Origin of the sequence: Nostoc sp. DedQUE08 (genome assembly GCF_034530895.1) — a bacterium.
Classification (GTDB): domain Bacteria; phylum Cyanobacteriota; class Cyanobacteriia; order Cyanobacteriales; family Nostocaceae; genus Nostoc.
The window spans coordinates 1-23,838 of the sequence record NZ_JAVRCD010000092.1; the positions used below are offsets into that span (position 1 = coordinate 1).

16 protein-coding genes are annotated in these 23,838 nt (G+C 42.2%); 6 read left to right on the plus strand and 10 right to left on the minus strand.

Annotated elements, in window-relative coordinates; translation table 11 throughout:
* Positions 1 to 326: 326 nt before the first annotated feature.
* Positions 327 to 1,505, minus strand: coding sequence for a GNAT family N-acetyltransferase (gene eis, locus RMY64_RS34485; RefSeq protein WP_322671198.1), 1,179 nt, complete (start codon positions 1,503 to 1,505; stop codon positions 327 to 329).
* Positions 1,506 to 1,817: 312 nt separating this feature from the next.
* Between eis and RMY64_RS34490 the strand changes: the two genes are divergently transcribed.
* On the plus strand, positions 1,818 to 2,138 hold the full coding sequence (locus RMY64_RS34490) for a multidrug efflux SMR transporter (protein ID WP_322671199.1): 321 nt from the start codon (positions 1,818 to 1,820) through the stop codon (positions 2,136 to 2,138).
* Positions 2,139 to 2,466: 328 nt separating this feature from the next.
* Here RMY64_RS34490 and RMY64_RS34495 read toward each other — a convergent pair whose 3' ends face one another.
* The 3 genes from RMY64_RS34495 to egtC form a co-directional block, all read right to left on the minus strand.
* Positions 2,467 to 4,131 (minus strand): FAD-dependent oxidoreductase, encoded by a 1,665-nt coding sequence (locus RMY64_RS34495; RefSeq protein WP_322671200.1) that lies wholly within the window; start codon positions 4,129 to 4,131, stop codon positions 2,467 to 2,469.
* Positions 4,132 to 4,195: 64 nt separating this feature from the next.
* Positions 4,196 to 4,405 (minus strand): hypothetical protein, encoded by a 210-nt coding sequence (locus RMY64_RS34500; protein WP_322671201.1) that lies wholly within the window; start codon positions 4,403 to 4,405, stop codon positions 4,196 to 4,198.
* A 1,220-nt stretch (positions 4,406 to 5,625) separates the two neighbouring features.
* Positions 5,626 to 6,438, minus strand: coding sequence for an ergothioneine biosynthesis protein EgtC (gene egtC / locus RMY64_RS34505; protein ID WP_322671202.1), 813 nt, complete (start codon positions 6,436 to 6,438; stop codon positions 5,626 to 5,628).
* A gap of 264 nt (positions 6,439 to 6,702) precedes the next feature.
* Here egtC and RMY64_RS34510 point away from each other — a divergent pair, with 264 nt between their 5' ends.
* Positions 6,703 to 7,305, plus strand: a complete 603-nt coding sequence (locus RMY64_RS34510; protein WP_322702420.1) for a hypothetical protein — start codon at positions 6,703 to 6,705, stop codon at positions 7,303 to 7,305.
* Between the two features lie 114 nt (positions 7,306 to 7,419).
* Here RMY64_RS34510 and RMY64_RS34515 read toward each other — a convergent pair whose 3' ends face one another.
* Together RMY64_RS34515 and RMY64_RS34520 are read right to left on the minus strand one after the other, a co-directional pair.
* Entirely contained in the window at positions 7,420 to 8,751 is a 1,332-nt protein-coding gene (locus RMY64_RS34515; RefSeq protein ID WP_322702421.1) for a serpin family protein, read from the minus strand.
* 398 nt (positions 8,752 to 9,149) lie between these two features.
* On the minus strand, positions 9,150 to 10,745 hold the full coding sequence (locus RMY64_RS34520; RefSeq protein WP_322671205.1) for a S8 family serine peptidase: 1,596 nt from the start codon (positions 10,743 to 10,745) through the stop codon (positions 9,150 to 9,152).
* 238 nt (positions 10,746 to 10,983) lie between these two features.
* Here RMY64_RS34520 and rpe point away from each other — a divergent pair, with 238 nt between their 5' ends.
* Positions 10,984 to 11,691, plus strand: a complete 708-nt coding sequence (gene rpe / locus RMY64_RS34525) for a ribulose-phosphate 3-epimerase (RefSeq protein ID WP_322702422.1) — start codon at positions 10,984 to 10,986, stop codon at positions 11,689 to 11,691.
* A gap of 874 nt (positions 11,692 to 12,565) precedes the next feature.
* Here rpe and RMY64_RS34530 read toward each other — a convergent pair.
* The 3 genes from RMY64_RS34530 to RMY64_RS34535 all read right to left on the minus strand — a co-directional run bounded on the left by RMY64_RS34530 (position 12,566) and on the right by RMY64_RS34535 (position 17,258).
* On the minus strand, positions 12,566 to 13,036 hold the full coding sequence (locus RMY64_RS34530) for a HetP family heterocyst commitment protein (protein ID WP_322671252.1): 471 nt from the start codon (positions 13,034 to 13,036) through the stop codon (positions 12,566 to 12,568).
* Between the two features lie 1,150 nt (positions 13,037 to 14,186).
* Positions 14,187 to 14,309, minus strand: a complete 123-nt coding sequence (locus RMY64_RS36965; protein WP_416211805.1) for a hypothetical protein — start codon at positions 14,307 to 14,309, stop codon at positions 14,187 to 14,189.
* Positions 14,310 to 14,849: 540 nt separating this feature from the next.
* Positions 14,850 to 17,258, minus strand: a complete 2,409-nt coding sequence (locus RMY64_RS34535) for a GH116 family glycosyl hydrolase (RefSeq protein WP_322702423.1) — start codon at positions 17,256 to 17,258, stop codon at positions 14,850 to 14,852.
* 341 nt (positions 17,259 to 17,599) lie between these two features.
* Here RMY64_RS34535 and RMY64_RS34540 point away from each other — a divergent pair, with 341 nt between their 5' ends.
* Complete coding sequence (locus RMY64_RS34540) at positions 17,600 to 20,791, plus strand: WD40 repeat domain-containing protein (protein ID WP_322702424.1); 3,192 nt, start codon at positions 17,600 to 17,602, stop codon at positions 20,789 to 20,791.
* Positions 20,792 to 21,089: 298 nt separating this feature from the next.
* Entirely contained in the window at positions 21,090 to 21,563 is a 474-nt protein-coding gene (locus RMY64_RS34545; protein WP_292863455.1) for a hypothetical protein, read from the plus strand.
* 367 nt (positions 21,564 to 21,930) lie between these two features.
* Here RMY64_RS34545 and RMY64_RS34550 read toward each other — a convergent pair whose 3' ends face one another.
* Complete coding sequence (locus RMY64_RS34550) at positions 21,931 to 22,308, minus strand: CU044_2847 family protein (RefSeq protein WP_322702425.1); 378 nt, start codon at positions 22,306 to 22,308, stop codon at positions 21,931 to 21,933.
* 67 nt (positions 22,309 to 22,375) lie between these two features.
* On the opposite strand from RMY64_RS34550, the gene RMY64_RS34555 reads away from it, so the two are divergent.
* On the plus strand, positions 22,376 to 23,838 hold a 1,463-nt coding region (locus RMY64_RS34555; RefSeq protein WP_322702426.1), incomplete at its 3' end, for a caspase family protein.

Genomic DNA, 23,838 nt, shown 5'->3' on the forward strand with positions numbered 1-23,838 from the left:
AATTCGGGCAGTCGTTTATTGAATTCGGGCAGTCATTTATTGAATTCGGGCAGTCATTTATTGAATTCGGGTGGTCGTTTATTGAATTCAAGCAGTGGTTAGGGTGAGGTAAAACCCAGATTATTGAACAACTTCAGACTTGTGTGTACACCGTCGTAGCCAATACATCGGGGGGATTAAGGGGCTAAAACGCCTGTAGGACACGCATTTGAGCTTAAGGTTAACACCTATGGGCAGTGTCGTCGTGCCCCTATGGGTGTACCTCAGGTAAACGAGAGCTATGAGAACTTTAGTTCAACTAAAGAAAGGTTCGTTGACAACTCAGGTTAAAAGAAATCAGCTATCCAAGGAGAACTACCTGCAAAGATTTGCGTAGCTGCTGAAATAGCGGTTTCTGTCCCATGCAGTTTTCCGGCTATTTGCAAATGGTAGGGAGCGAACAAACTTGTATATAGTGGTGCTAGTTCTCGGATATCTAACTGCAACTCACCTTTTCCACCTTTTGTAACTTCACCGCGTCCATTAGCAACAGAGAGAGTGAATTTACCATTATTTCCAGGTAGCAAATTATCTTGAATATCTAAGTGCAGTTCAGTTTCAATTCCCGATGGATAACCCCGCATCTCCAGCGCTTTGACTACATCTACTACCCGCAACATCCAACGCATCGTATTCTTAAGCTTGGCAGTTTGCTCTGGTAGTAGCAATGTCAAAGAATCAATTGCAGAACTCCTCCATCGCACGTGTTCAATTTGGGAGCGATGACTGGCAAGAAAAGACCAGAATGTTTGTGCAGCCGCAACTGTGAGAATTACCCAATCTTTGATTCGCAAAATTGCGCCATCTTCTTTTGAATGTTGACTGAAGAGGATGTAACCTTCGGGTTTCTCTTTAGTACCGATAAAATATGCGTAAAATGTTTCCTTCTCATCTGGTTGAATTAAGCGCTCCCAGATTGCTCGATGTCGGTCTAAATATCCATGCGTTAGTTTCGCCTGCTGCTGATATAGTTGATGAAAGACTTGATGATTGATACTCACTATTGGTTGTAAAGGTAGAGGTTGCTCCCGCAGTTGGATACTTTTAGTTGCAATTTCCCAATTACACCAGCTACCCCCCTGCTCATACCCGACTTTTCGATACAAGCCTTGAACTGCTGGATAAAGAGCAGAGAGCGGTATACCTCTAGCATAAAGTTCCTTGAGCGTCTGCTGCATGAGAGCGATCGCAGCTCCCGAACCGCGATACTCTGGAGCAATACCCACAACGGCAATTCCTGTCATTGGTACGCGCACACCACCCCACCATTGACCCATATCCAGAGTTGCCAATCCACCAACTAATTGCCCAAATCCCCGAATAATACGGAAATTTTCTACGCCAATGAGATTGATATAAGCTTCTTCACCACCAACTCCGCTGATGAAACACTGCTCAAGGATATATATCAGCTGTTGAATATCCTGTGGATCGGCAAGAGTGCTGTATTCAAATTGAGCCGTCATCTCTTGTACCATTAGTAGGACAAAAACACAATCACACTACAGCAGATGTTGCTCGAATGCTTGAGCAATTTCATCGCCATAAAGCCCCGGAATCAGCCTCAATTATACTACTGCACGTTTGGTTTTAAATGTTGGAATACCTATACTGTTTCTTTATGAAGCTGCATATATTTATCTCTCGGCTACGCCTTCCCTCCAAAGCATCTTTATCGAGAATTGATATTACACTTGTAAAAATTTTTAATGAGTTACTTCAGGAGTGTTTATTCTATTTTTAGGGCAGTTGCTCTTAACTAACCACTTACAAAAAATATGTCAACAAGTTGGATTTACCTTATATTAGCAATCCTCTTTGAGGTTTCAGGCACAACTTGCATGAAATTATCACAGGGATTTACTAAAATAGTTCCTTCAGTATTAATATTTGTCTTTTATGGACTTTGTTTTACTTTTTTGACCTTTGCTCTCAAGAAACTTGAAGTAAGTGTCGCCTATTCTGTCTGGGCTGGATTAGGAACTATTCTAGTAGCTCTTATTGGGATTATTTGGTTTCGGGAATCTGCCACATTCATCAAACTTGTGTCGATCGCCTTAATCATCATCGGGGTAATTGGGATCAACGCAAGTCAATGAAGGAGGCAGGAGGCAGGAGGCAGGAGGCAGGAGGCAGGAGGCAGGGGAGCAAGGGAGAGGGTTTGCAGATTAGACTTCTTGGCATTTGTCGGGAAAAGGGGCGGGGGAAAGGGGGAAAGGTTTGTTATTTTCCTTTTCCCTTTTCCCACAAGAGTGCAAAAAGAACTTTTGCAAGAGACTCTATGAGTGGAACTCACAAGGAACAATAAAAATATCTCTTCCTCAGTCCCCAGTCCCCAGTCCCCAGTCCCCAGTCCCCAGTCCCCAGTCCCCAGTCCCTATTTTTAAGGCAGATCTATTTTATACAGCTTAGTATTGGCTGCTTTAGCTAAACATTACTTAGGTAGCGGTGAACGAATTGAATGGCGATCGAACCTTCTCCCACACCGGATGCTACCCGTTTAATTGAGCCATAGCGGACATCTCCGGCTGCGAAGATTCCGGGAATGTTGGTTTCTAATAAGAAAGGAGAGCGTTCTAAAGACCAACCACGAGGAGATTTGCCATTATGCGCTAAGTCCGGCCCTGTGATGATAAACCCCTGAGTATCGCGTTGAATAACGCCATCGAGCCAATCAGTTTTGGGGCTAGCACCGATGAAAATAAACAGCGATCGCGCTGGCACGGTTTCGATTTGTCCAGTGTTAGCATGGGCGATCGTAATTGCTTCTAAATATTCTTCTCCCTTGACTTCCACGACGCTGCAACCCGTGCAAACTTGGATATTTTCAGTTGCAGCAATTTGGTCAATCAAATATTGAGACATACTTGATGCTAGTGACTGACCCCGCACTAACATAATCACTTTGCTGGCATACTTAGAAAAGTGCATTGCTGCCTGTCCAGCAGAGTTTGCCCCGCCTACCAAGTAAACCTCTTCATTGGTGCAGGCGATCGCCTCAGTCATGGCAGCACCGTAATAAATTCCTGCTCCTGTAAGCTTCTCGGCTCCTGGAACATTGAGCCAACGGTAGGAAACGCCTGTTGCAACTAAAAGTGCATGGCAACTAATCTCGCTACCATCTGCTAATTGCAGAACCCGATAAGGATCTTCCAGTCGAACCCCAGTTACTACTTGAGGAGTGAGAATTTCTACTCCAAATCGCCGCGCTTGGGTGACTCCCCGCCTTGCCAAATCGTTGCCACTCAAGCCAATCGGAAACCCCAAATAGTTCTCAATCCGCGAACTCGTACCTGCTTGTCCTCCTGGCGCTTCCCGCTCAATTAAGACAGTACTCAATCCCTCAGAAGCGCCATAGACGGCAGCTGCCAGTCCGGCAGGGCCAGCACCGACGATCGCTAAGTCATAAAAGGGACGCTCTGCCTGAGTTTGCAGCCCAATTTTGGCGGCAATTTCTAAATTAGATGGTTGAATTAATCGGGAACCATCGGGAAATAGCACTAAGGGTAATTGTTGTCTACAATCAGCTTGGGCGAATTCCACTAATTTTTCTGCATCCGGCTCCAGTTCAACATCTAACCACTTAAATGGAATCTGGTTACGTGCTAGGAAGTCTTTCACCTGATGTGAAAAAGGCGACCAGCGATTACCAATGACTCGAATGCCTTCAAAGGGTGGGCGAAATCCTGCTAGCCAGTCATCTAGCAAATCATCTAAAACTGGATATAATCTCTCTTCTGGTGGATTCCAAGGCTTGAGTAAGTAATAATCAAGTTTGGCACTATTAATCGATTTAATCGCAGCATCCGTATCTGCATAGGCCGTTAACAAGGCACGTTTCGCATCGGGAAAAATACTTTTTGCTCGTTCTAAGAACTCCACGCCTCCCATTTGGGGCATACGTTGATCCACTAGAAATAGAGCAACTGGGTCATTCCGCAATTTTAGTTGCTGCACCACATCCAGAGCCGCGATCCCGGAATCTGCCCGAACAATGCGGAAGCGATCGCCATACTGATGACGCAAGTCTCGTGACACCGCTTGCAATACTTCTGGATCGTCATCGACGGTTAAAATTGCTGGTTTCGCCATAACTACTGTTACTTAACAATTGCAGTGTCTAGCCGTTGTCTTCAAAAATTTGTCGTCAAAATATCTACTGTTTAACCAGTTGCTTTAAACGAAAGTATGCCTCTTCTGGTGTCAGCGGTTCCGATTTAGTTTCATTGGGTATATAAAATACCCAAGTATCAGGAAAGTAATGCACTACAAAGCTGGGAATCAAACCCAAGCTTAATGCTTGCTTGCCGAGTTTTTCAGCTTGTTCCTCTAAACTCAGTTGGTCGTGAAATGAGTGTTCAGCCATACTTTTGCATCTCCCTGTACTTTATTTGACCCTGGAAGAAGGTTCAAAACCAGTATTGCACGAATCACTTAAAGGTGATTTATCATGTTCCAGAATCAGCTTGAGAATATTTTGGTGGTAGACCTAAAATAATTTCAAATATACTTTCGTAGAGAATCATAAAACTATTTGGGTCATTCAGGGTAACTAAAATTGGATTGAATCAGGCAACAGGGCATTCCTTACAAATTATAAGTAAGTATGCGATCGCTCTAGCTTGCATGAGTATAGTGGTGGACAGAGTACAAGAGACATCTCCGAAAATTAATGCATGACCGAATGGCACGCTTGTAAAGCCCAAAAGCTTGTTTAGACTCGTTCCCAGCTTCCAGGCTGGGAATGTATTCAAAAGAGGTTCTACCTCTTGTCAAGCTATGGAGGCGGAGCCTCCCAGAATGAGTTCCCAGCCTCCAGGCTGGGAACCAGTCACGATAAGGGCTGTATCTTAACTTAGTGCCATTCGAGCCATAGAGGAATGATGATTGCGTCACCGATGATATTATGTCCGCTTGATTGCTTATTAAACCCGAAGAACCCCACCCCGCCAAAGCTGTGCTTTGTCTCCCCTCCCCGCTTTTCGGGCTACCGTGTATACACAAGTCGAGTTGCAATCAAATCAACAAAAAACAACAGAAAATTTTTTTTAAAATCTTTGATTTTCCGTTAGGACTCTATCAATAAGCTGACACTATTGATAATCAGTTCGCTTAACTCAAAACCTTGCCTACCAAGGCTTGTATCTTACCAGGCAATGATTTTAGGACTTGTGTATACACCGTAGGCTTTTCGGGAGGGGTTGGGGGTGGGGTTCTTTTATTATGGGTAATTTGGCGGACATGATATGAATCGTTAATGCAACTCTACAAGACGCACTCGCGTTCGCTATCGGTGACGCTAGCTCCCAAAAGAGTTGAAAGACGTATGTGATACTGTTGGCGAAAGTGTTACAAACGCACGGACAAAAGTGTTACAACTCAAAGCCGCAACTACAGATTGAAGGTTTGAGCTTACGTAATACTTAATAAGACAATAATGTATTACATTCGCCAACAGTATCCGTATGTTGTCTCTCTGACTTGCCTGCAACTGTTGTCTTTTAGCACAAGCATTGCTGTTGCTTGTCTACCATCGCATCAACTTTAGAGAGAAAAACTCAATTTCCACAAAATCGCAATGCTTTTTTAAACCCCAATCGGAACAAATCTCTCCAACAGGCTAATTGTTGGCTGTAATGACTGGGCTTCAACAAATAGCGCACTTTGCTCACCAAAAGCAGTCCAATTTTGGTGATTGGATAAAGGCTCAGAAGCAACAATAACTTGGTTTGGCTGCTTGAGTTGATCGCAAGACCAATAAAGAGTAGGGGCTTGTGTGCGATAAGCATAGCGAATTGCTGCAACTGCTTGACCATCACTGACAATTACATTGGCACTAAAGCTGGTGTCGTGTTCTGATGCCAACTTAGTCAATTTTTGAACTGTTTTACTTAATGCTGACAACAGAGTGCTGTCTGGAGACGACTGCCATATTTCCATTAGTAGGGCGAAAATGTGTTCAGAGTCAGTCGTGCCCTTAATCAGGCGGTATGTGGAATCAGAAAGGCTCTCACGTATTGGTCTACAAAGAGTTTGTTGAAAGTTTGATATCTCGCCATTATGCACAAACAAAAGTTTCCCACTACGAAATGGCTGACAATTGCTAATGTCGAGCGATTCACCTGTCCCAGCTAATCGGACATAGCCTACAGTACAACTGGATTGTACATAGTTGCTTAACTCTTCCAGATTCGGTTCGTTCCACAACGGGATAGTATTTCGGTAAATAAAAGGTTTACCCACTTCGTCGTACCAGCCTACACCTACTCCGTCTCCACAAACTACTCCTGATTTTAATTCCAAAGGACTGTAACTTTGTTTGTAGAGCGAATGCTCTTGTTTATACAGCAACTCATCTAAGAGGATGGCGTTACCAAGATAGCCAATTAATCTACACATAAAAAAACGATGTTGCTGAAAGAGTAAGAAAAATCAGTCACAAGTCCCGATAGAAATCGAACCTTTTAACTGGACAATTATTGCAAATCATTACTAATTTAACAATTATTGTTTATCTTGTGTATGTTTGATCTGTGACTTTAGTCATGGTTTTGTTGTCTTGCTAAAGATATAGAACAGAAGCTAAAGTAATATTTATTCTTTACCTTTGTTTGAGCTTGATTTGTGAATTATCCGTTCGCATTCCAAGGATTTTAGAGAACTATGCCAATTAAAAAACACATTAATCTTAATCAAGGATGTTTCCTTAATCCTGCAAATAAACAGATAGTTGTTAATTTAGCTAGTAAAGATATTTTAAATTTGATCGCACAAGAATTAAAAACTCGTTACTCTCCAGAAACTCAAAAAAACTTACTTGAGGAGAGTTCAAAGTTGTTACCTAGTTTTGTATTTCAAGAATTATTACAACGCCAACAGCAAGTAGTAGATATTAACCCAGATAGTTTAATTGTCGTTAGCTGTCAGATAACAGAGGCAGAAGTCGATGATTTGGGATTTAATTTAAATGTCGAAGTATATTTTGTAGTTGGAGATACAAAAGGTCAAAACCATTTTCGGGCTAATCAAATAGTCCTTTGGTCGAATATATGGGGTGATGAAGAACAGCCTTTTGATTTAGAAGATGAACTAGGCGAACAATTCTGGACAAGTTATCAAATTCAGTTGCTTTTTGATGAAAAAGACCAAGAAACAATTGAACTGGAACTATCACAAACAGATGATTATGCCGCGAGGTTAGAATTTTCCCCATCACTAAAAATATTTTCACCATCGATAGTTCCCTTTACAGATAATGATTTATAAAAATTACTATCCGCATATACAGTGAATGTAAATTAATCATTTATATTCACTGAAAATTTTATTTGTTGGAAGTTCCCTTTTAAAAAAATGAAGTCTTCAATCCCTCCTACATCCTCATTGTGGTTCGATAATTGAACCCATAAACAAAATGTTTCCCGTCTGATTATCCCTGATGGCGCAGAAGAAGGGGCGATCGACAATCATTCGGAATGGTTCTGGTTCTTGTCTTGCAGATGTTGCTACTATTCCCACTGAAGTAGCCGCGGCCGCTTCAGTGCCTTCTTCGTTTACTTCGACAAAAGTTTTATGCTTAACTTGGCTAATGGCAAAATTTTTACCCATGCCAGAAAAATTGGCCTTGTTGCTGAAAGCCTCCCCCATACCTAAAGTTTTTAAAGCATCATTGAGTGTAATCTCGTAATCTGTTTTGAAGCGGGGTAGGCGAATAAACCCTTTTTGATTGTTGAACTGAGTCATCCATTTTTCCCAGTTCTCAACATTCAAGTTTTGATAAAATGTTTTGAGGTTAGAATTCTTTTTGGGTAGGAATATATAAAAACTTATCTTACCATCTTTACCATAAGGTAAACTAACTGCCTGAAATTTTTCGCTTTCATAGTATTTATAATCACCCTCTTGTGACATCATTGGGTGTTGTTTTTGTCTGCTAGATGTGATGTAAAAAGGATATGGAGCAGTTTCTTTCTTGTCAAACTCGTTACTCCAATTACCTTTAAAATATATGGCATTAATCAGAAATAATACCTGATTTGGTTCAATTTTTTCAACTATTTTAGTGATTTTACCGTTAGTATTTTCTTTGACCCAATTATTGATAATGCTAGATGCAGCGGCATCTTGAAAGTTTAAATTGCTGACTTTGGCTTGATAGAAGTCCTGGGTTCTTTTGAGAAAGTCTGGTGCAAAGCTAACTTTTTGATTTGCCCAAAGAGAGTTAGCAATTTTCAATTGCACTTTCGTATCCGAATTGTCTAAAAGCTGTTTTAATACCGCCGTGTAAGAAGAGTTGATTTCTGGTAGATTCATTCCCTGTAATTCTAGGGTTTTTGCCATTGCTTGTTGAGTCGAGCCGCTAGCGCCGTTATAAGTCATAGCAAGAGCGATCGCAACACTCGAAGGTGAGATAAAAATATTTTTCTCACCCCGATCGTTTTTCAGAACTTCTGAAAATAGTTTGAAGCCAAACTTGTTGCTAGACTCAACAATTTTTGTATCAGTGTTGGCTGTTTTTTTTTGCAATGGAGTTTCTGGCTGAGGTAAACTAGATTGGGCAATGGCACTTTTATTACTATCGACTTGAGAACACCCTAATACACTGAATAGAACAACGCTTGCAGCTGCCAGAGCATAACGTCTGCCTAGACTAACACCGTAACGTCTTTGCAGGAAATTTTCTTTCGCATCACTCAATTTATGGCGATTCATTCTGCTACCTCACTTGCCAAAGATTCCCGATTTGTGCTTAGAGTTGACGCAGATGCTGTGTCAATGATTAACTATTGCATTTACTCCAATAGAAAAATGGGACTGTTACAGTTTTCGTAACAGCAAATTAGTAGCTTAGAGTAATTAAACACAACTTGTGGAGTTGCTAATTCTTGATTGAGACGGCTATACAGACGACTTATAAAAAACTTTTTTCTTAAAGAATTTTTATCTTTACGTATAAACGTATTGTAAGCTACGCGATCAAAAATAACCACTTCTGTGAGGTTTTTATAGATCGAATAACATTTCTCAGAGGCACGAAATCTCGTTCCCATGCTCTGTATAGGAACGAGAAAAACGCTGTAATTTTACACAGATATTTGTGCTAACTTCTTTCAATTAATAGGTACACTCCACCAAGCTAAACTGTAGGGTTGAGTCGCTTCATTGAGCTTTTGACGAAATTGGACGCGGATTTTGTAATTGCCAGTAGCAGTAACGGGGCAGAAAATATGTTCTACACTATCAATTTGGCTGATTGAGGAGCAAACAGCACCAGCATCAGAATTTTGAGCATCAGCTTTTACTAAGTATAGGTCGAGATTATTTAAGCCGCGATCGCGAAAATTTTCGCCTACATCATATTGCTGGTTTTTATTTTTATCATTGAGTTCTACCAATCGATCCCAACTCAGGGTGACAGCAACAAAACTTCCCTGCTTTAACGGTTTTGCTAATATATAGTCAACAGATGCTCCAACATCAACTGTGCGATAATCCCAACCAATAGCCGGTACCGCAGCTGATGCTTGCCATTGACCAGCACTAAATTGCTGATAAGCGCGAAATACATTCAAATGACCCGCTCCCATTTGGGCATCCAAGGGAATCTTTGGATCTTTATAAGCATCAGAATCTAGCCAGTTTTGATTTTGCTTATCAATTAGCGTCCGAGTCATTCCCAACCTTAAGCCATCGCCGCTATCTAGAAGTTTGTCTGCTGAATTCAGCAATACAGCTTTCATCACTTGATGACGCCGAGAATCAATGCTCCAGTGGGGTTGTTTTGTCCGCATCTGTCGGTCTGCAAGTTCCTGCAACAGAGCAACGGTAGCTGTAACTTGAGGCGCGGCAAAACTAGTACCTGTAACCTTGTTCAATTTGCCATCTGGATTGAGCAAAGGAATATTATTACCAGGAGCAACTAAACTGATAGCGCGACGCCCATCAAGGTCAAATTCCTTTCCAGCTAGTCTTTGATTCACCCCTTGGTTAACACCCGCCAGATTAGCCACGTCTACTTTGTTAAAAACTCCCCCTCGGCGGGATGAAAAAGCCACGTTGATTGCATTAAAATTATCTGTAGGAATAGGAATGCCGCCTTTGCCCTGGTTGCCTGCGATCGCATACAAAACATCATGAGCGCGACTAGACCAGTCAACACATAAAGTTAATAAAGCATTGCCGTCTAAAGTAGCTTCCGGTCGAGGATCGCGGCTTAGAGGTTCCCCAAAGCTAAAGTTAATCGCACGGACATCGCCACCATTTTGCAGCGCTATGTGCTGTGCCGATAAACACTCTTCTGGCTGACCCATGTTTTTAGTGGAACCCACTGCTGATGAATACAATCGCGCTCCCGGCGCAACTCCTGGCAAAGCTTTGTCTTGACTCACCATCACACCAGCGACATTGTAGGCATGGGGATCAACACCAGTATTAGACTTAGCTGGGCCATTGCGTAAGAAAACCGCTGCTAAAGATATGGCACGATTTTTAGACACCGCCTTATCCCACCCAAACATTCCCGGCCGACCAATTTCCACTTGACCAATAGCAATTTTGCGACCGATTAAATTATAAGGAGCTTGGTGTAGCTTCAAAGCATCAATACCGTTAGTTCCCAAAGCAGACTCTAAAGCCGAAGCAATTACCGGCGCACTCAGACAAGAAGCAGTTAATCCCCAAATTATCCAGGTTAGTTTTTTAGTCATTTGTTATTTGTCATTTGTCATTGGTCATTTGTCATTGGTCATTTGTCATTTGTCAATAATTCTTCTTCCCCTGCTCCAACTCATTACTCATTACTCATTACTCATTACTCCCCTGCCCCCCTGCCCCTCTGCTCCCCTACCTCCCCACTCCTCAAAAAGACCGGGATCAAACTTATGAGTCTTGCTCAATGCTTTGTTACAATGCTTACAGACGAGGACGCTTAAAAACCCACTAGCCATGACCCAAAACCTATCTCAAAAGCCCATTGTAATTTCTCCATCTATCCTATCAGCCGATTTTAGCCGTCTGGGTGACGAAATTCGCGCCGTAGACGCAGCCGGAGCAGATTGGATTCATGTTGATGTAATGGACGGTCGTTTTGTACCTAATATTACGATAGGCCCTCTGATTGTGGAGGCGATTCGTCCGGTTACAACTAAGCCTCTGGATGTCCATTTGATGATTGTGGAGCCAGAAAAGTATGTAGAAGGATTTGCTAAAGCGGGTGCCGATATTATCTCCGTACACTGCGAGCATAATGCTTCTCCACATCTGCACCGCACCTTGGGGCAAATTAAAGAGCTTGGTAAAAAAGCTGGTGTTGTACTTAATCCTGGTAGCCCTCTAGAGCTAATTGAATATGTTCTAGAATTGTGCGATTTAGTACTAATTATGAGCGTCAACCCTGGTTTTGGTGGTCAAAGCTTTATCCCTGGTGTGTTACCCAAAATCCGCAAGCTACGCCAAATGTGTGATGAGCGCGGTCTTGACCCCTGGATTGAAGTGGATGGGGGGCTGAAGGCAAATAATACCTGGCAAGTTTTGGAAGCGGGAGCCAATGCGATCGTCGCTGGTTCAGCTGTGTTTAATGCTAAAGATTATGCTGAGGCTATTACAGCAATTCGCAACAGCAAGAGTCCTACTCCCGAATTAGCTAAGGTTTAATTCCTTTTTGAATTAACCAATTATTAAATATGGAAGTCAAAAAGAATGTAGAGACGTAGCTGTGCTAGGTCTCTACAAGGATTCTAGATGAATTTCACCAGATGTCTAGTCTTCACAAAAAATAAGGTGGGCAATTTGCCTATCTTATTTCTTTTTATATACAGATAAAAAACTGGAAGCTATTCAAGTTTTGAACTTCCAGTAGTGTTATATAAATTGAAAGTTTAGAAACTAAAGATAATCCCGGTTGGGAGGACTAGGATTACAATAGCCGAAAGAGAAGCGTATAAGCTACTAGTTCTATCAGCCAAGGACAACAATTTCATCGTAACTTTTCTATTTCCGTTCCTGGAATTGATGTTAAGCGTTTGCTTTATTAACTAAAGCAACACCAACCACAGGATAGAAAGTTTTATCAGCATTACTCGCACCGTCTGCAGTCAGTGAAAGTTGTGTAAAATTTGGATTGGGGGAATCCACCTCCCCAAATTCTCTTTGCTCAGACTTCCTCAGAAAAAGAACCACCAGTAGCAACGGTTAGATTATTGGTCTTGGTTTAGGAGTTATTTACTCCATGAAATGCTGATTACTTTTGTAATCAGTTTGATTTATTTCATAGTTAGAACTAATCGTTGATTTTATTTTTTAAATTAACTTGCTTGCCAAATCACCTCTGTTTTGGTTTAAATTGTAGTTGGTATTAGTTTATCAATATCATTAGTATATAGTTGCCATTTTGGCAGATTTTTACAAACAATTATCAAATTAATTACTGCTAGAGAAAACCTGTCATGCTATAAATTTTAAATTAGCATAACAGGCTTTCAGATAATCAATCAACTTTAGAGCAGAATCTATTGATTCCAAATACTTTTTAATTGAATCCACAGGATTTCAAGGAAATGTCTTGAACATTTTCTGGTTTTAATGGCGATTTGCTTGATTGATGTTCGTTAATTTGGTGTGTCAATCTCTGGTCTAAACTACCAGCACGGATTTCTGCTTTTTGCTTTCTAACTACTTCTAGATAAGCTACGTCTTTAATTTTGCTTAAACAGCTTGATGAAGCATTATTATCAGACTGGGAATTATGAGCGTGTTTCAGCATTTTTAGATTTTCATTTTGCTGTTGTTTTGTCCTATCGGCTTGAGAGTTCTCTTTGAGCAATCGATTGTAGGTGCGATATGGAATGTAATGCAAAGGATTATAACCACCAAATCGCAGCATTAAAACACATGCCCAGGAATACTTTCCAGCAAGAATTGCTTCAACTACTTTGTCAAATTGTTGAGCTTTCACTGTCTTATCTAAGTTACTACTAATACCAGCAATGTCTTGATTCATCATAGTTTTTAGTTATTTTGGGTGAAGTAAACTATTTTCTTCTCTGCGATTGTTGATGTTTCAATTGAGGTGTACAAACTGCACTAGCCTTTTTGCAAATCTTGAATTGCTTGTGGCAAATTATCAGCAGTGGAGCGGTGTTTGATGTTTACAAGGGATGATAAATCCATAAGTAAATAAATTTTCTTGGTTCACACGCTTATATTTCTTACTACTGTTGGATTAGGCAATTTCCGGGAAGTTTGCATATTCTTTTAGACTAATAGAGAAAATATATTTATCTTTGAGCGTTAACAACACCATTCGTATTTATACTATTTTTTTCGTTGCTGTCATATACTAATCTAGTATCTTTATAGGTCAAATTTACTGAATATATTACTATACTTACTTGTGTGTTGTGCAGCTTTTAGTTTTGTCCTCTTTTGCTAATTCTTGAGGGGGTCTTACCCCTCACCCGATATCATTTTAAAACCTTTATTATTGTCGAGTAACTAAAAAACAATACCATTAAATAGAATGGAAAACAACTTGTAAAAATATTATCCGAAAGAGAATAAACCCTTTCATAACAATAAGATTGAGCTTATTTTTACAATAAGTTCGATTAGACAATGATACTTATTAGACTTGTCTTTATTGGCTTGCAAAGACTACAGCTTTAGCGTATATAAATATAATCGCTGTCACCTACTCGTAAATATTTCATAACGAGCAGTAAATTATTATAAAATAGACCAGTCGTAAAAGAAAATTACTGGTTAAGGATAATATAAATAAATAGTGATAACGAGCCTTAGTTGAGTCAAAAAAAAGATCCGTAAATGGATAAATTTACTCGAAAAGTGTTGCAGCCTAAGTCTGTACAAGATTAGAGAATTTAAAAATAGATATAAAGCTAATTAACACAGAATATTATTAAGTTGATTCAGCAGAAATTTCTATATGATATGAATATTTAACAGATTTATAAAATTGAAATTACAAATGTAGTGGCAAGTGGGCTAAATGGTGGTATTAAGATCAAAAATCAATATGCGATCGCCTTTATCTCTCCAGACAACTACACAATGAATTACTTGACAATGAGCTATCCACGGGTTATAGTATGAGTCCACCTTAGTTAAAACTAGTCCTCACTGATAACGCTTCACATTCTGCAAGTTTGGGCTGCTTCTAATAAAGGCTGGTGAAATACACCTGTAAGATTTTCTGGCGTTAAGTTGCGCAGACTGTAGGGGTTTAAGCGTATGTACCAGTGTTGGCTAATCATTGCCAAACACGGAGCACCACAATCTGATGAACTTTGCTGTTGAGTAAGGTAATAGGCACGTCATAACCTAGCTTTTGATTGTGAACGTAGTCTGGGAACTATCAGCAATATTTATAGCTAAAGCTAGTAATATTTGCATATTTTGAAACAGTAGTCTTAAATTCTCAATGCTTCAACTCTTACCATTACTGAAATTTTCCTTCGCTTCCGGAAACACTCAGAAAATAAAATCGCAAATCTAAATTTTGCTTTTCCAGATGAAGGCAGGTTCAATTTGGCAGGGAGGTACATCTGTCATAGGTGTCAACTTAAGGTAGAAGTTATTTAAGAGTAAGGGTTTTAGGGTTGCTTGCCCTCATCCCCTAACCCCTTCTCCCAATATGGGAGAAGGGGAACTGGAGAATTTGCTCTCCTCTTTCCCAATATGAGCGAGGGGCTGGGGTGAGGGCAAAACTTATACAGTCAGAAGATTTCAGCTTAAGTTGACACCCATGACATCTACGTGTGTTGCGTCAAAACGAGAACCACTTTGATAGTCAATCAATTAATAACTAAGTAAATTCCCCAAATCGCCATTGGCCGCAGGTAAGTGCTAGCGCGAAAAGTACCAGTTGCGGTGATAGCTTCTGGCGTGCGAAATTGCAGACCATTTTCATAAATTTGCTGCACCACAGCTTGCGTCAACCTCAACGCTTCATCCTTCATTCCCATCTGCACGAGAAAAGCCGCTAGCCCAAAGTTTATCCCCGTCCAAACTTCTAAGGGATGAGTAGCTTTGGGATTTTCTGGTGAACCATCACGACGAACACCATTAGCAGCACCAAACTCACCATTACAAAATTTCAAAAAGCAAGCGTCATAAACTGTTTTCAGGGCAGAGAGGGCGCGATCGCTCGGTACAATATCAGGTAAGTCCAGCAGTCGGGCGTAGAATTGTCCGCACAATTGATCTGCCATTACCACATCGGAACCACTTTTACTATCAAGTCGGTAATATTCCCCATTCCAGAGTTTTTCTTGGTAAATAGGAAGAGATTGTTGTAACCAAGTTTCATAAGTGGATTTTTGCGCTGCCAACTCTGTTGTGTTATCTGTCTGGTAAGTTAATAAAATATCGCTAATTGCGATCGCAGCTTCTAACGCCGCCAACCACAACCCACCACAATAGGCGCTAACACCTTGTAATCGCCAATCATCAAAAGTTTGATCGGGTGCGCCAGAATTTTCCGGAATCCCATCCCCATCGAGGTCAAAAGTTTTCAGGTAGTCGAGGGTTTGAACGATCGCATTCCAGCAATCTGCTAGGAATTCCACATCGTCAGCACCCGTGAGCAGAAAATCACGGTATACTTGCAAAACGAAATCACTACCTAAATCTTTCCATAAATTACAATCTTGATAGCTGGTGTAGTTGGTTTTCTCCCAAACGTGTTCGTTCGGTGCGCCTAAATCGTGGGGTGTTGCACCTGCAACTTTGCGAACTGCAATCGGGCTTTCAGCCTTAATTGTCATATAATAGCCAATGATTCGGGGAGTATTATCACCTTGAGGAATCGCTCGTGCAAATGCCCGAATCACCGACTTTTCTAATTCTGGAAACAGCATCAGCAGCGCAAAAGAGCCATACAATCGCACATCTAGACTTTCATACCAACGGTAATCTAGGCACTCCAGCACTGCAAACTGACCGATGGGGTTAAGTTCTGATGCCGCACTCCAGAGAGTACCGCCGCTAGTAAGATCGTAAAGCTCATTAAATAGAGCCATTTTAAACCAGTTGGGTAAATCTTCCCGGTCGAGAATCGGTTTTTGCCAACTTTGAATTTGCGATCGCCAGGTTTGGTATTCTTGTAATGCAGTGGATGCGATCGCCCAGGCGTTGTTTCCACTTTTACCAAAAAAATCTGTATATCTGCGGTAATAGTTGACTCCAGCCGCAAATTCTACGATTGGCAAATCCCAAGCGACGACAAAAGGAATTTCCAGAGTTTCGCCTGGTTGGAGAGTGAAACGGATTGCGATCGCAGCCCCGATTTGTGTATTCTCTATCGCTGGAGTCGTATCAACATAATTAGGCAAAGAGCCATCTTTAGCAAAGCTTTGCCATACCTCATCACCCGTACCTTCAGGATTCCAGCGGCTATGATGAAATACTTCCACTTGGGGATGTTTCAGCGTCGCAATACACCAAGTTCCGTCACCTTCTTGCAAAGGTTCATTATTACCAACCCGACCTAAAACACAGCCAAATTGTTGTGTATTTTCAACTATTTGGTTGTAGTTTCCTTGACTTTCGCCCCAGCGCGGTTGGTATTCGTAAACTGGACTACCATCATCGCGTACCCGCACTTCGGGAGATTTTAGAGCATTTGTAAACCAGCCGACCACATTTTGCCAAGTGAGCATAATGCCCAGAGTAATCGGTGTATCTGTCGGGTTGTGGGCATTCCAGAGGAATATTGCCACAGGGTAGCTAGTTTCTTGGTAATTACCTGCCCAGACTGGGGAAAATTGTTCGCAAGTCAACTGTGCTTGAAATATATTTTTATATACAAACCAGCTACGTGGATATAGCACGTGATAATCGCCCGTTCCCTCTGTGTTGGGAGGTGTCGGATACCATTGCCACGCTTTGAGAGTGTCATCATCGGGCGCTTGCGTAGATAAAGCGTAGGTTTGGGAAGATGTGCTATTGGATTCAAACACACTAAACTGACAAGCGGGAACGTTTTTGAAGGTATGCTCACCGCCATCGATGTGCCACAAGTTAAAATCTCCCCGTGAAGAACGACCGATGCAACCTGCACCAAAGCCGCCTAAAGGCATACCATGCCAAGGGCCATCATCAATATTACTTGCATAGCGGACGGTATAAGGTTTATCCCAGCCTAAGCCGATGGGACGGCTCCAAGTGCAAGAGGGAATTTTTAGAGAGAGTTGATTTGTCATCGCCTAATGTTACAGCGTGCGGTTACGTCAATGAAGACTAGCGCGATGTGAGATTTTTCTCAAGGTAGTAGCACGGTATGCCCATTGGTGTCTACTTAAGCTGAAATTTTCTAACTGGTCGTAGCCCGCCCTTAGACATTGCTGCCGTAATTACTACTGAAATACAAGGTATAGAGCTTATCCCAGTCACTAAGACTTTAATATTGTGCTTTTACTGCGTGTTACTCAACTGCTACTTGAACTTTAAATCTAGAGTTTTTAACTCTAATGGGTAAATAACTCGTTAATTTGGGTATTTTAAAGCACAGAGGTAATTTTCTCAATAGTTTTAACAAAACAAGATGACACAATACGCCCTTGTGGTTGAAATTGCTCAGAATGACAACAGTTTCGGCAGCCTGACTAAACCTATTGATGATGCAGAGGCTGTGGTTAACACAGAAAAATTTTTGCTGGTGGTAGATGAGTTTGAGAAAGTATTTACAGTTTGTATAGATAAAGAAGAACGGCAGAGATTTATTGAACTACTAACTGGGGTAGTAGAAATTCATGATTCGCGGTTAGCAGTTGTAATTACTATGCGAGGTGATTTTCTTCAATCCTGTTTAGATAATCCTTCTCTGACTCACCTGATTCAAACCCCAGTAGTTGTTATACCGCCTTTAACTGGAGTTGATTTCAAGGAGACAATCGCCAAACCTGCCCAGCTTCAGGTTCATAGTGTTGAAGAAGCAGGAGCATTAAAAATTCTCCAAAATCTTCAACAAGACCCAGGGAATTTGCCATTGTTAGAGTTTGCCTTAACTAAACTCTGGGAGAAACGCGAGCAAAAGAAATATCAACTTACCCAAGAAGAGTATGAAAATTTGGGAGGATTAACTGTGGTGTTAAATCTCCATGCAGAAAATGTTTATTACTACCAAGATTATGAGAAAGAATATCCAACTCAAGAACGCACTCAGCAAGAAAAGGAATGGATTAAGCAGATTTTTCTGCGGTTAGTGGGAACGGGAGAGGGAGAAAAGGATACCCGACAGCGCCAACCAAAAACCACATTATTAAATATTGCAGGTAATGATGCCAATCAACGGCAACAACTTAGTGAGTTGCTAGATGGTGAAACAGGATTGGTTAAGGGACGCTTATTAGTTTCTGAGAAAGATGAAAAAGGAGAAGTCTGGATTAATTTAGCCCATGAAGCTTTAATTGAAAGTTGGCAGCAGTTTGCCCAGTGGCGACAACAAGACCGAGACTTGCGACCGTTGAGCGAGTCATTAGAAAATACGCGACGGGAATGGTTGAACGAAAGGCCGGATGACAAATATTTAATCCAAAAGGGATTGCTGGCCCAAGTGAAGGATAGCTGGCAACAGTTGCAGCCCGATTTGCAATCACTTCAACAAGATGAGGATTTTTACCAGCGCAGCGATGCCGACGACAAAGACCGGATTGTCGAGATGGAAAGGGCGCTTACTGAATCCCAATTGCGAGAAAAAGCGGCTAGAGTAGACGATTTATTGCCCTTACAACCCCTAGATAGTCTAGTTTTGGCAATTCAAGCTATGGGGGAGAATCAAGAGAAACTACCCCAGCAGATTCTTGCATCAGTTCAGAACAGTTTGAATCGGGTAGTGAATAAAGCAAGAGTCTCGATTCCCTTTAGTGGTCATGAAGGTAATGTCTCTTCTGTGGCTATTAGCGCCGATGGGCAGACGATTGTCAGTGGCGGTGCTGACGGCATTGTGCGGTTGTGGAATTACCAAGGTCTTCCCTTAGCTGAACCTTTGCGCGGTCATCAGGGTAATGTCTCTTCTGTCGCCATCAGCGCCGATGGGCAGACGATTGTTAGTAGTGGTACTGACGGCACTGTACGGTTGTGGAATTACCAAGGTCTTCCCTTAGCTGAACCTTTGCGCGGTCATCAGGGTAATGTCTCTTCTGTCGCTATCAGCGCCGATGGGCAGACGATTGTTAGTGGCGGTGCTGACGGCACTGTACGGTTGTGGAACCGCCAAGGTCTTCCCATAGCTAAACCATTGCGTGAACATAAAAATGATGTCAATTCTGTCGCCATCAGTGCCGATGGGCAGACGATTGTCAGTGGCGGTGCTGACGGTATGGTGCGGTTGTGTAACCGCCAAGGTCTTCCCTTAGCTAAACCATTGCGTGGGGATAAAAATGATGTCTTTTCTGTGGCTATTAGTGCCGATGGGCAGACGATTGCCAGTGGTGGTGCCGACGGTATGGTGCGGTTGTGGAATTCCCAAGGTCTTCTCTTGGCTGAACCTTTGTATGGTCATGAGGGTAATGTGAGGTCTGTAGCCATTAGCGCCAATGGACAGACGATTGTCAGTGGCGGTGCTGATGGTACGGTGCGGTTGTGGAATCGCCAAGGTCTTTCCTTAGCTGAACCTTTGCGCGGTCATCAGGGTAATCTGAGGTCTGTAACCATCAGCACCGATGGGCAGACGATTGTCAGTGGCGGTGCTGATGGTACGGTGCGGTTGTGGAATCGCCAAGGTCTTTCCTTAGCTGAACCTTTGCGTGGTCATGAAGGCAATGTTAGGTCTGTTGCTATCAGCACTAATGGTCAGACAATTGTTAGTGGTAGTACTGACGGCACCGTGCGGTTTTGGAACCACCAAGGTCTTCCCTCAGCGAAACCTTTGCGCGGTCATAAAGGTTGGGTTTATTCTATCGCTATCAATACCGATGGTCAGACGATTGCCAGTGGTGGTACTGACGGTACGGTGCAGTTGTGGAATCACCAAGGTCTTGCCTTAACTGAACCTTTGCGCGGTCATGAGGGTTGGGTCTATTCTGTCGCTATCAGTACCGATGGGCAAACGATTGTCAGTGGTGGTAGTGACGGTACGGTGCGTTTGTGGAACCTGCAAGGTCTTGCCTTAGCTGAACCTTTGCACGGCCATCAGGGTTACGTTAATTCTGTCGCCATCAGTGCCGATGGGCAGACGATTGTTAGTGGCGGTGATGACGGCACTGTGCGGTTGTGGAATCGTCAAGGTCTTGCCTTAGCTGAACCTTTGTGCGGTCATCAGGGTTTTGTCAATTCTGTCGCTATCAGTACCGATGGGCAAACGATTGTTAGTGGCGGTACTGATGGCACTGTGCGGTTGTGGAATCTGCAAGGTCTGCCCTTGGCTGAACCTTTGCGCGGTCATAAAGGTTGGGTTTATTCTGTCGCTATCAGTACCGATGGGCAAACGATTGTTAGTGGCGGTGATGACGGCACTGTGCGGTTGTGGAACCTGCAAGGTCTTCCCTTGGCTGAACCTTTACGCGGTCATGAGGGCTGGGTTTATTCTGTCGCCATTAGCGCCGATGGGCAGACGATTGTTAGCGGCGGTGAAGATGGGACTGTACGGTTGTGGCGCGGTGACTGGCGTGCATGGTTGCAAGTTTGTTGTGACAGGTTACGTTACCATCCCGTCTTCACCAATCCGCAAACAGAGGAAGCAAAAGCCGCTTGTGAAACCTGCCAAAAATATGTTTGGAGCAAAGTCAGCGGGTAAAAACACGGCATTGCTGTGCCTCTCAGAAGGTCTGCACTCGACTCAATTGCAAACGGCTATCAAGGCAGTAGCAACACATCCTTGGGTAAAGACGCGATTCATCGCGTCTCTACAAGTGGTCTATTTGTCGCATTCTTTTTTCAAATTGGTATAAATTATGGTGAGCGAAAGGCTTAGGCGTAACCCGCACTTTGACAACGCTCACCTTTTGACCTTGGAATTTTTATTGGTGTTATTGAAATTTAGTTTGTATATGTGGGCACTCTAAAATTAAGCAACATACTGGAGACTAATTTCTATGTCCACAGCCCCAATTAGTGCAACACTAGCGCAATCAGATAGAGATGCTGTGTTGCAAGCGATCGCCACCATTAAAGACAAATTACCATTTTTGATTGATTTAAGTAACGAGGAGCGGAAAGCTTTACCCAAAATGGGAGATAAAAGCCGCGCCTTTGTCAGTAAAGCATTGGAGGTGGCGACACAGAACCCAGAGTTTTTACCGCGATCGTTTGACCTTAATGAGATGCGGAAAGACGTACAATTATTTGAAGCTTTGTATCCAGTACTGCTGTCTTTGTCGCAATTACAAGAGTTGCTAGATGATACATCTATAGCAGTGGGAAGTGAAGCTTATGCAGCCGCGTTGCAAGTGTATAACTATGCCAAAGCTAGTGGACAAGGCGCTGGTTTAGATGGGGTAGTTGAGGAAATGGGGCAAAGGTTCGCCCGTAAATCTCGGAAGTCCAAGCCTCAAGCAGCAGCGTTGTAGAAAATAGCTCGGCGATGTCTACGACGGGCTACGCCTACGCACTTCTAAGGTGCAATGTTGAAGCTCAGAACTCGGATGTTGGAGTAAATTGCTCGGCGTTCCGAGTTCTGAACTCGAAGTTTCAACCTCAGAACTCGGAGTTTCATGCTTACAACAGCAACATCTGAGATCCAAAGGTGAATGATGGTCAAAAAAAGGCGATCGCTCTCCCTTTGAACTCGGAACTTCGTGTTTTGAACTGCAACAGCCGAGATTCAAGGGTGAATTATGGTGAGTGAAAGGTGTAGGCGTAGCCCGTTGGAAACATCGCTTCCATAATTCTTAGCAGAGTTGAAGGTACAAAGCTTATTCTTGGCAAAGCAAAACTTTAAGTGCTGAAATTTTGCTTATTTTCAGGAAACTTACACTTCACCTCAATTTCAAAATTACTCTCCGCCGAACCTTCAGTTACAAAGGGGATACCAGTTTTTCCGCCTATCTTTAAGCCAAACTTCAGAGTCACCTCTTCGACTTCAGCAGCACCTAAATTTTTAAAAGCGCCAATGGCATATTTGGTATAAGCTCGAATTTGATGGTGAACTTCTTCAATTTTGACAAATGCCTCTTCCCGAAAGCCGTAGGATTCTTTCTCCTCATCAACCTCTGGTGTGACTATTTCTGGAACAGTTGGCGTTTCCTTGGACTCGAACAGAATTGTATAGATTTCCCCGTCTTCTTCAAAGACTAAACGTTCTATGTTCGACATCAAGCCCTCAGAGTTTAGGTGTATTTAAGTTATCTTATTCTGTAACAGACAATTTAAATACGCATAGATGGCTCGTTACGCGCTTGTAGTTGGCATTACAGATTATACAAATCAGCTTTCCAACCTCACAAAACCAGCTACGGATGCCGAAGCAGTCGCGCAGGTACTAAAAACGCATGGTGATTTTGAGGATATCGTTGTTCTCAAAGGCAAAGTTAGTACAAATAAGTTGGCTGAAGCTTTCAAAACACTTTTGCAACAACAAGCCGTTAAAAACGAAGCGCTAATTTACTTCACAGGGCATGGCATCACCGTCTCCGACAGCTTAGGAACACAACAAGCATATCTAGCAACCTCTGACTTGACAATTGTCACTCAAGGCAAGCAAATTATTGAACAAACAGGCGGAATTAGTCTTTTAAGTCTCAACAATTTAATTAGAGACTCCGACTTGAGTAGTTTAGTAGTGCTGTTAGATTGCTGTCATAGCGGTGAATTTTTAGAACGCAATCTCATCGAAAAAACTCTGACTGCCTTTATTTCACAGCGCGATTACTACTTTATTGCTGCTTGTAGAGGTTTTCAACAAGCTTATGCCAAAAAAAGCGAACAACACAGTATTTTTACAACAGCTTTGCTGGCTGGTTTGTCACCAGACAACACTAACGATCGCGGACAGGTGACAGGCGATCGCGTCTTCGATATACTTGCCACAGAACTCAAAGGTAGTGGACAAGAACCAATCCGCATGGGTTGGGGGCGTTCCATTACTCTAATTAACCACAACATTCAAACCCAAGCTCAAACCTTTGAGGTAAAAGAAGAATGTCCTTACCAAGGTTTAAAAGCTTTTGAAGCGGAACAAAAACAGTTTTTCTTTGGGCGCAAGCAGGTTGTAAGGAAGATTCTGGGGAAACTGGCACAAAAGCCCTTTGTCCCAATTATTGGCGCTTCTGGGAGTGGTAAATCTTCTGTAGTTCAGGCAGGTTTAATTCCAGAATTAGATGATAGAGTTTGGCAAATTTTACCGCCAATCAAGCCAGGATTTCAGCCGTTGCAGGAATTGAGAGCAATTCTGAAAGCATTTTTTCCAGGGGCGAGAAAAGAAAAATTGCTGTGGGAGTTGATTACTAATGAACCGAATCCTTTACCTGTAATTCTGGAGCATCTCACAGGTGCAAAAAAATTTTTATTGGTAGTAGACCAGTTTGAGGAATTATTTACTGTCTCTGTTGCTGAACAAAAGCAGAGATTTATTGAATTGCTGACTCAGGTAGTAGAGATCACCGATTCGCGGTTGAAAGTTGTGATTACCATGCGATCAGATTTTCTCGAATCATGTTCAGATTATCCGTCTTTAAATAAATTGATTGAAAATCAGCTTGTTTTGATGCCGCGGATCGCAGGAATTGATTTAAAAGAGACAATAACTGAACCTGCTAAACTTCAAGGTCATAGTGTTGAAGAAGGGCTATTACTGAAAATTTTAGAAGATGTTGGTAAAGAACCGGGATACTTGCCGTTGATGGA

Excerpts from the sequence above, each read along its gene's own strand:
- RMY64_RS34510 (WP_322702420.1), top strand. The coding sequence starts at position 6,703 with ATGCCAATTAAAAAACACATTAATCTTAATCAAGGATGTTTCCTTAAT.
- rpe (WP_322702422.1), top strand. The coding sequence starts at position 10,984 with ATGACCCAAAACCTATCTCAAAAGCCCATTGTAATTTCTCCATCTATC.
- RMY64_RS34515 (WP_322702421.1), bottom strand. The coding sequence starts at position 8,751 with ATGAATCGCCATAAATTGAGTGATGCGAAAGAAAATTTCCTGCAAAGA.
- egtC (WP_322671202.1), bottom strand. The coding sequence starts at position 6,438 with ATGTGTAGATTAATTGGCTATCTTGGTAACGCCATCCTCTTAGATGAG.
- RMY64_RS34535 (WP_322702423.1), bottom strand. The coding sequence starts at position 17,258 with ATGACAAATCAACTCTCTCTAAAAATTCCCTCTTGCACTTGGAGCCGT.
- eis (WP_322671198.1), bottom strand. The coding sequence starts at position 1,505 with ATGACGGCTCAATTTGAATACAGCACTCTTGCCGATCCACAGGATATT.
- RMY64_RS34495 (WP_322671200.1), bottom strand. The coding sequence starts at position 4,131 with ATGGCGAAACCAGCAATTTTAACCGTCGATGACGATCCAGAAGTATTG.
- RMY64_RS34540 (WP_322702424.1), top strand. The coding sequence starts at position 17,600 with ATGACACAATACGCCCTTGTGGTTGAAATTGCTCAGAATGACAACAGT.
- RMY64_RS34520 (WP_322671205.1), bottom strand. The coding sequence starts at position 10,745 with ATGACTAAAAAACTAACCTGGATAATTTGGGGATTAACTGCTTCTTGT.
- RMY64_RS34550 (WP_322702425.1), bottom strand. The coding sequence starts at position 22,308 with ATGTCGAACATAGAACGTTTAGTCTTTGAAGAAGACGGGGAAATCTAT.
- RMY64_RS34545 (WP_292863455.1), top strand. The coding sequence starts at position 21,090 with ATGTCCACAGCCCCAATTAGTGCAACACTAGCGCAATCAGATAGAGAT.
- RMY64_RS34500 (WP_322671201.1), bottom strand. The coding sequence starts at position 4,405 with ATGGCTGAACACTCATTTCACGACCAACTGAGTTTAGAGGAACAAGCT.
- RMY64_RS34530 (WP_322671252.1), bottom strand. The coding sequence starts at position 13,036 with ATGAATCAAGACATTGCTGGTATTAGTAGTAACTTAGATAAGACAGTG.
- RMY64_RS34490 (WP_322671199.1), top strand. The coding sequence starts at position 1,818 with ATGTCAACAAGTTGGATTTACCTTATATTAGCAATCCTCTTTGAGGTT.
- RMY64_RS36965 (WP_416211805.1), bottom strand. The coding sequence starts at position 14,309 with ATGATTAGCCAACACTGGTACATACGCTTAAACCCCTACAGTCTGCGC.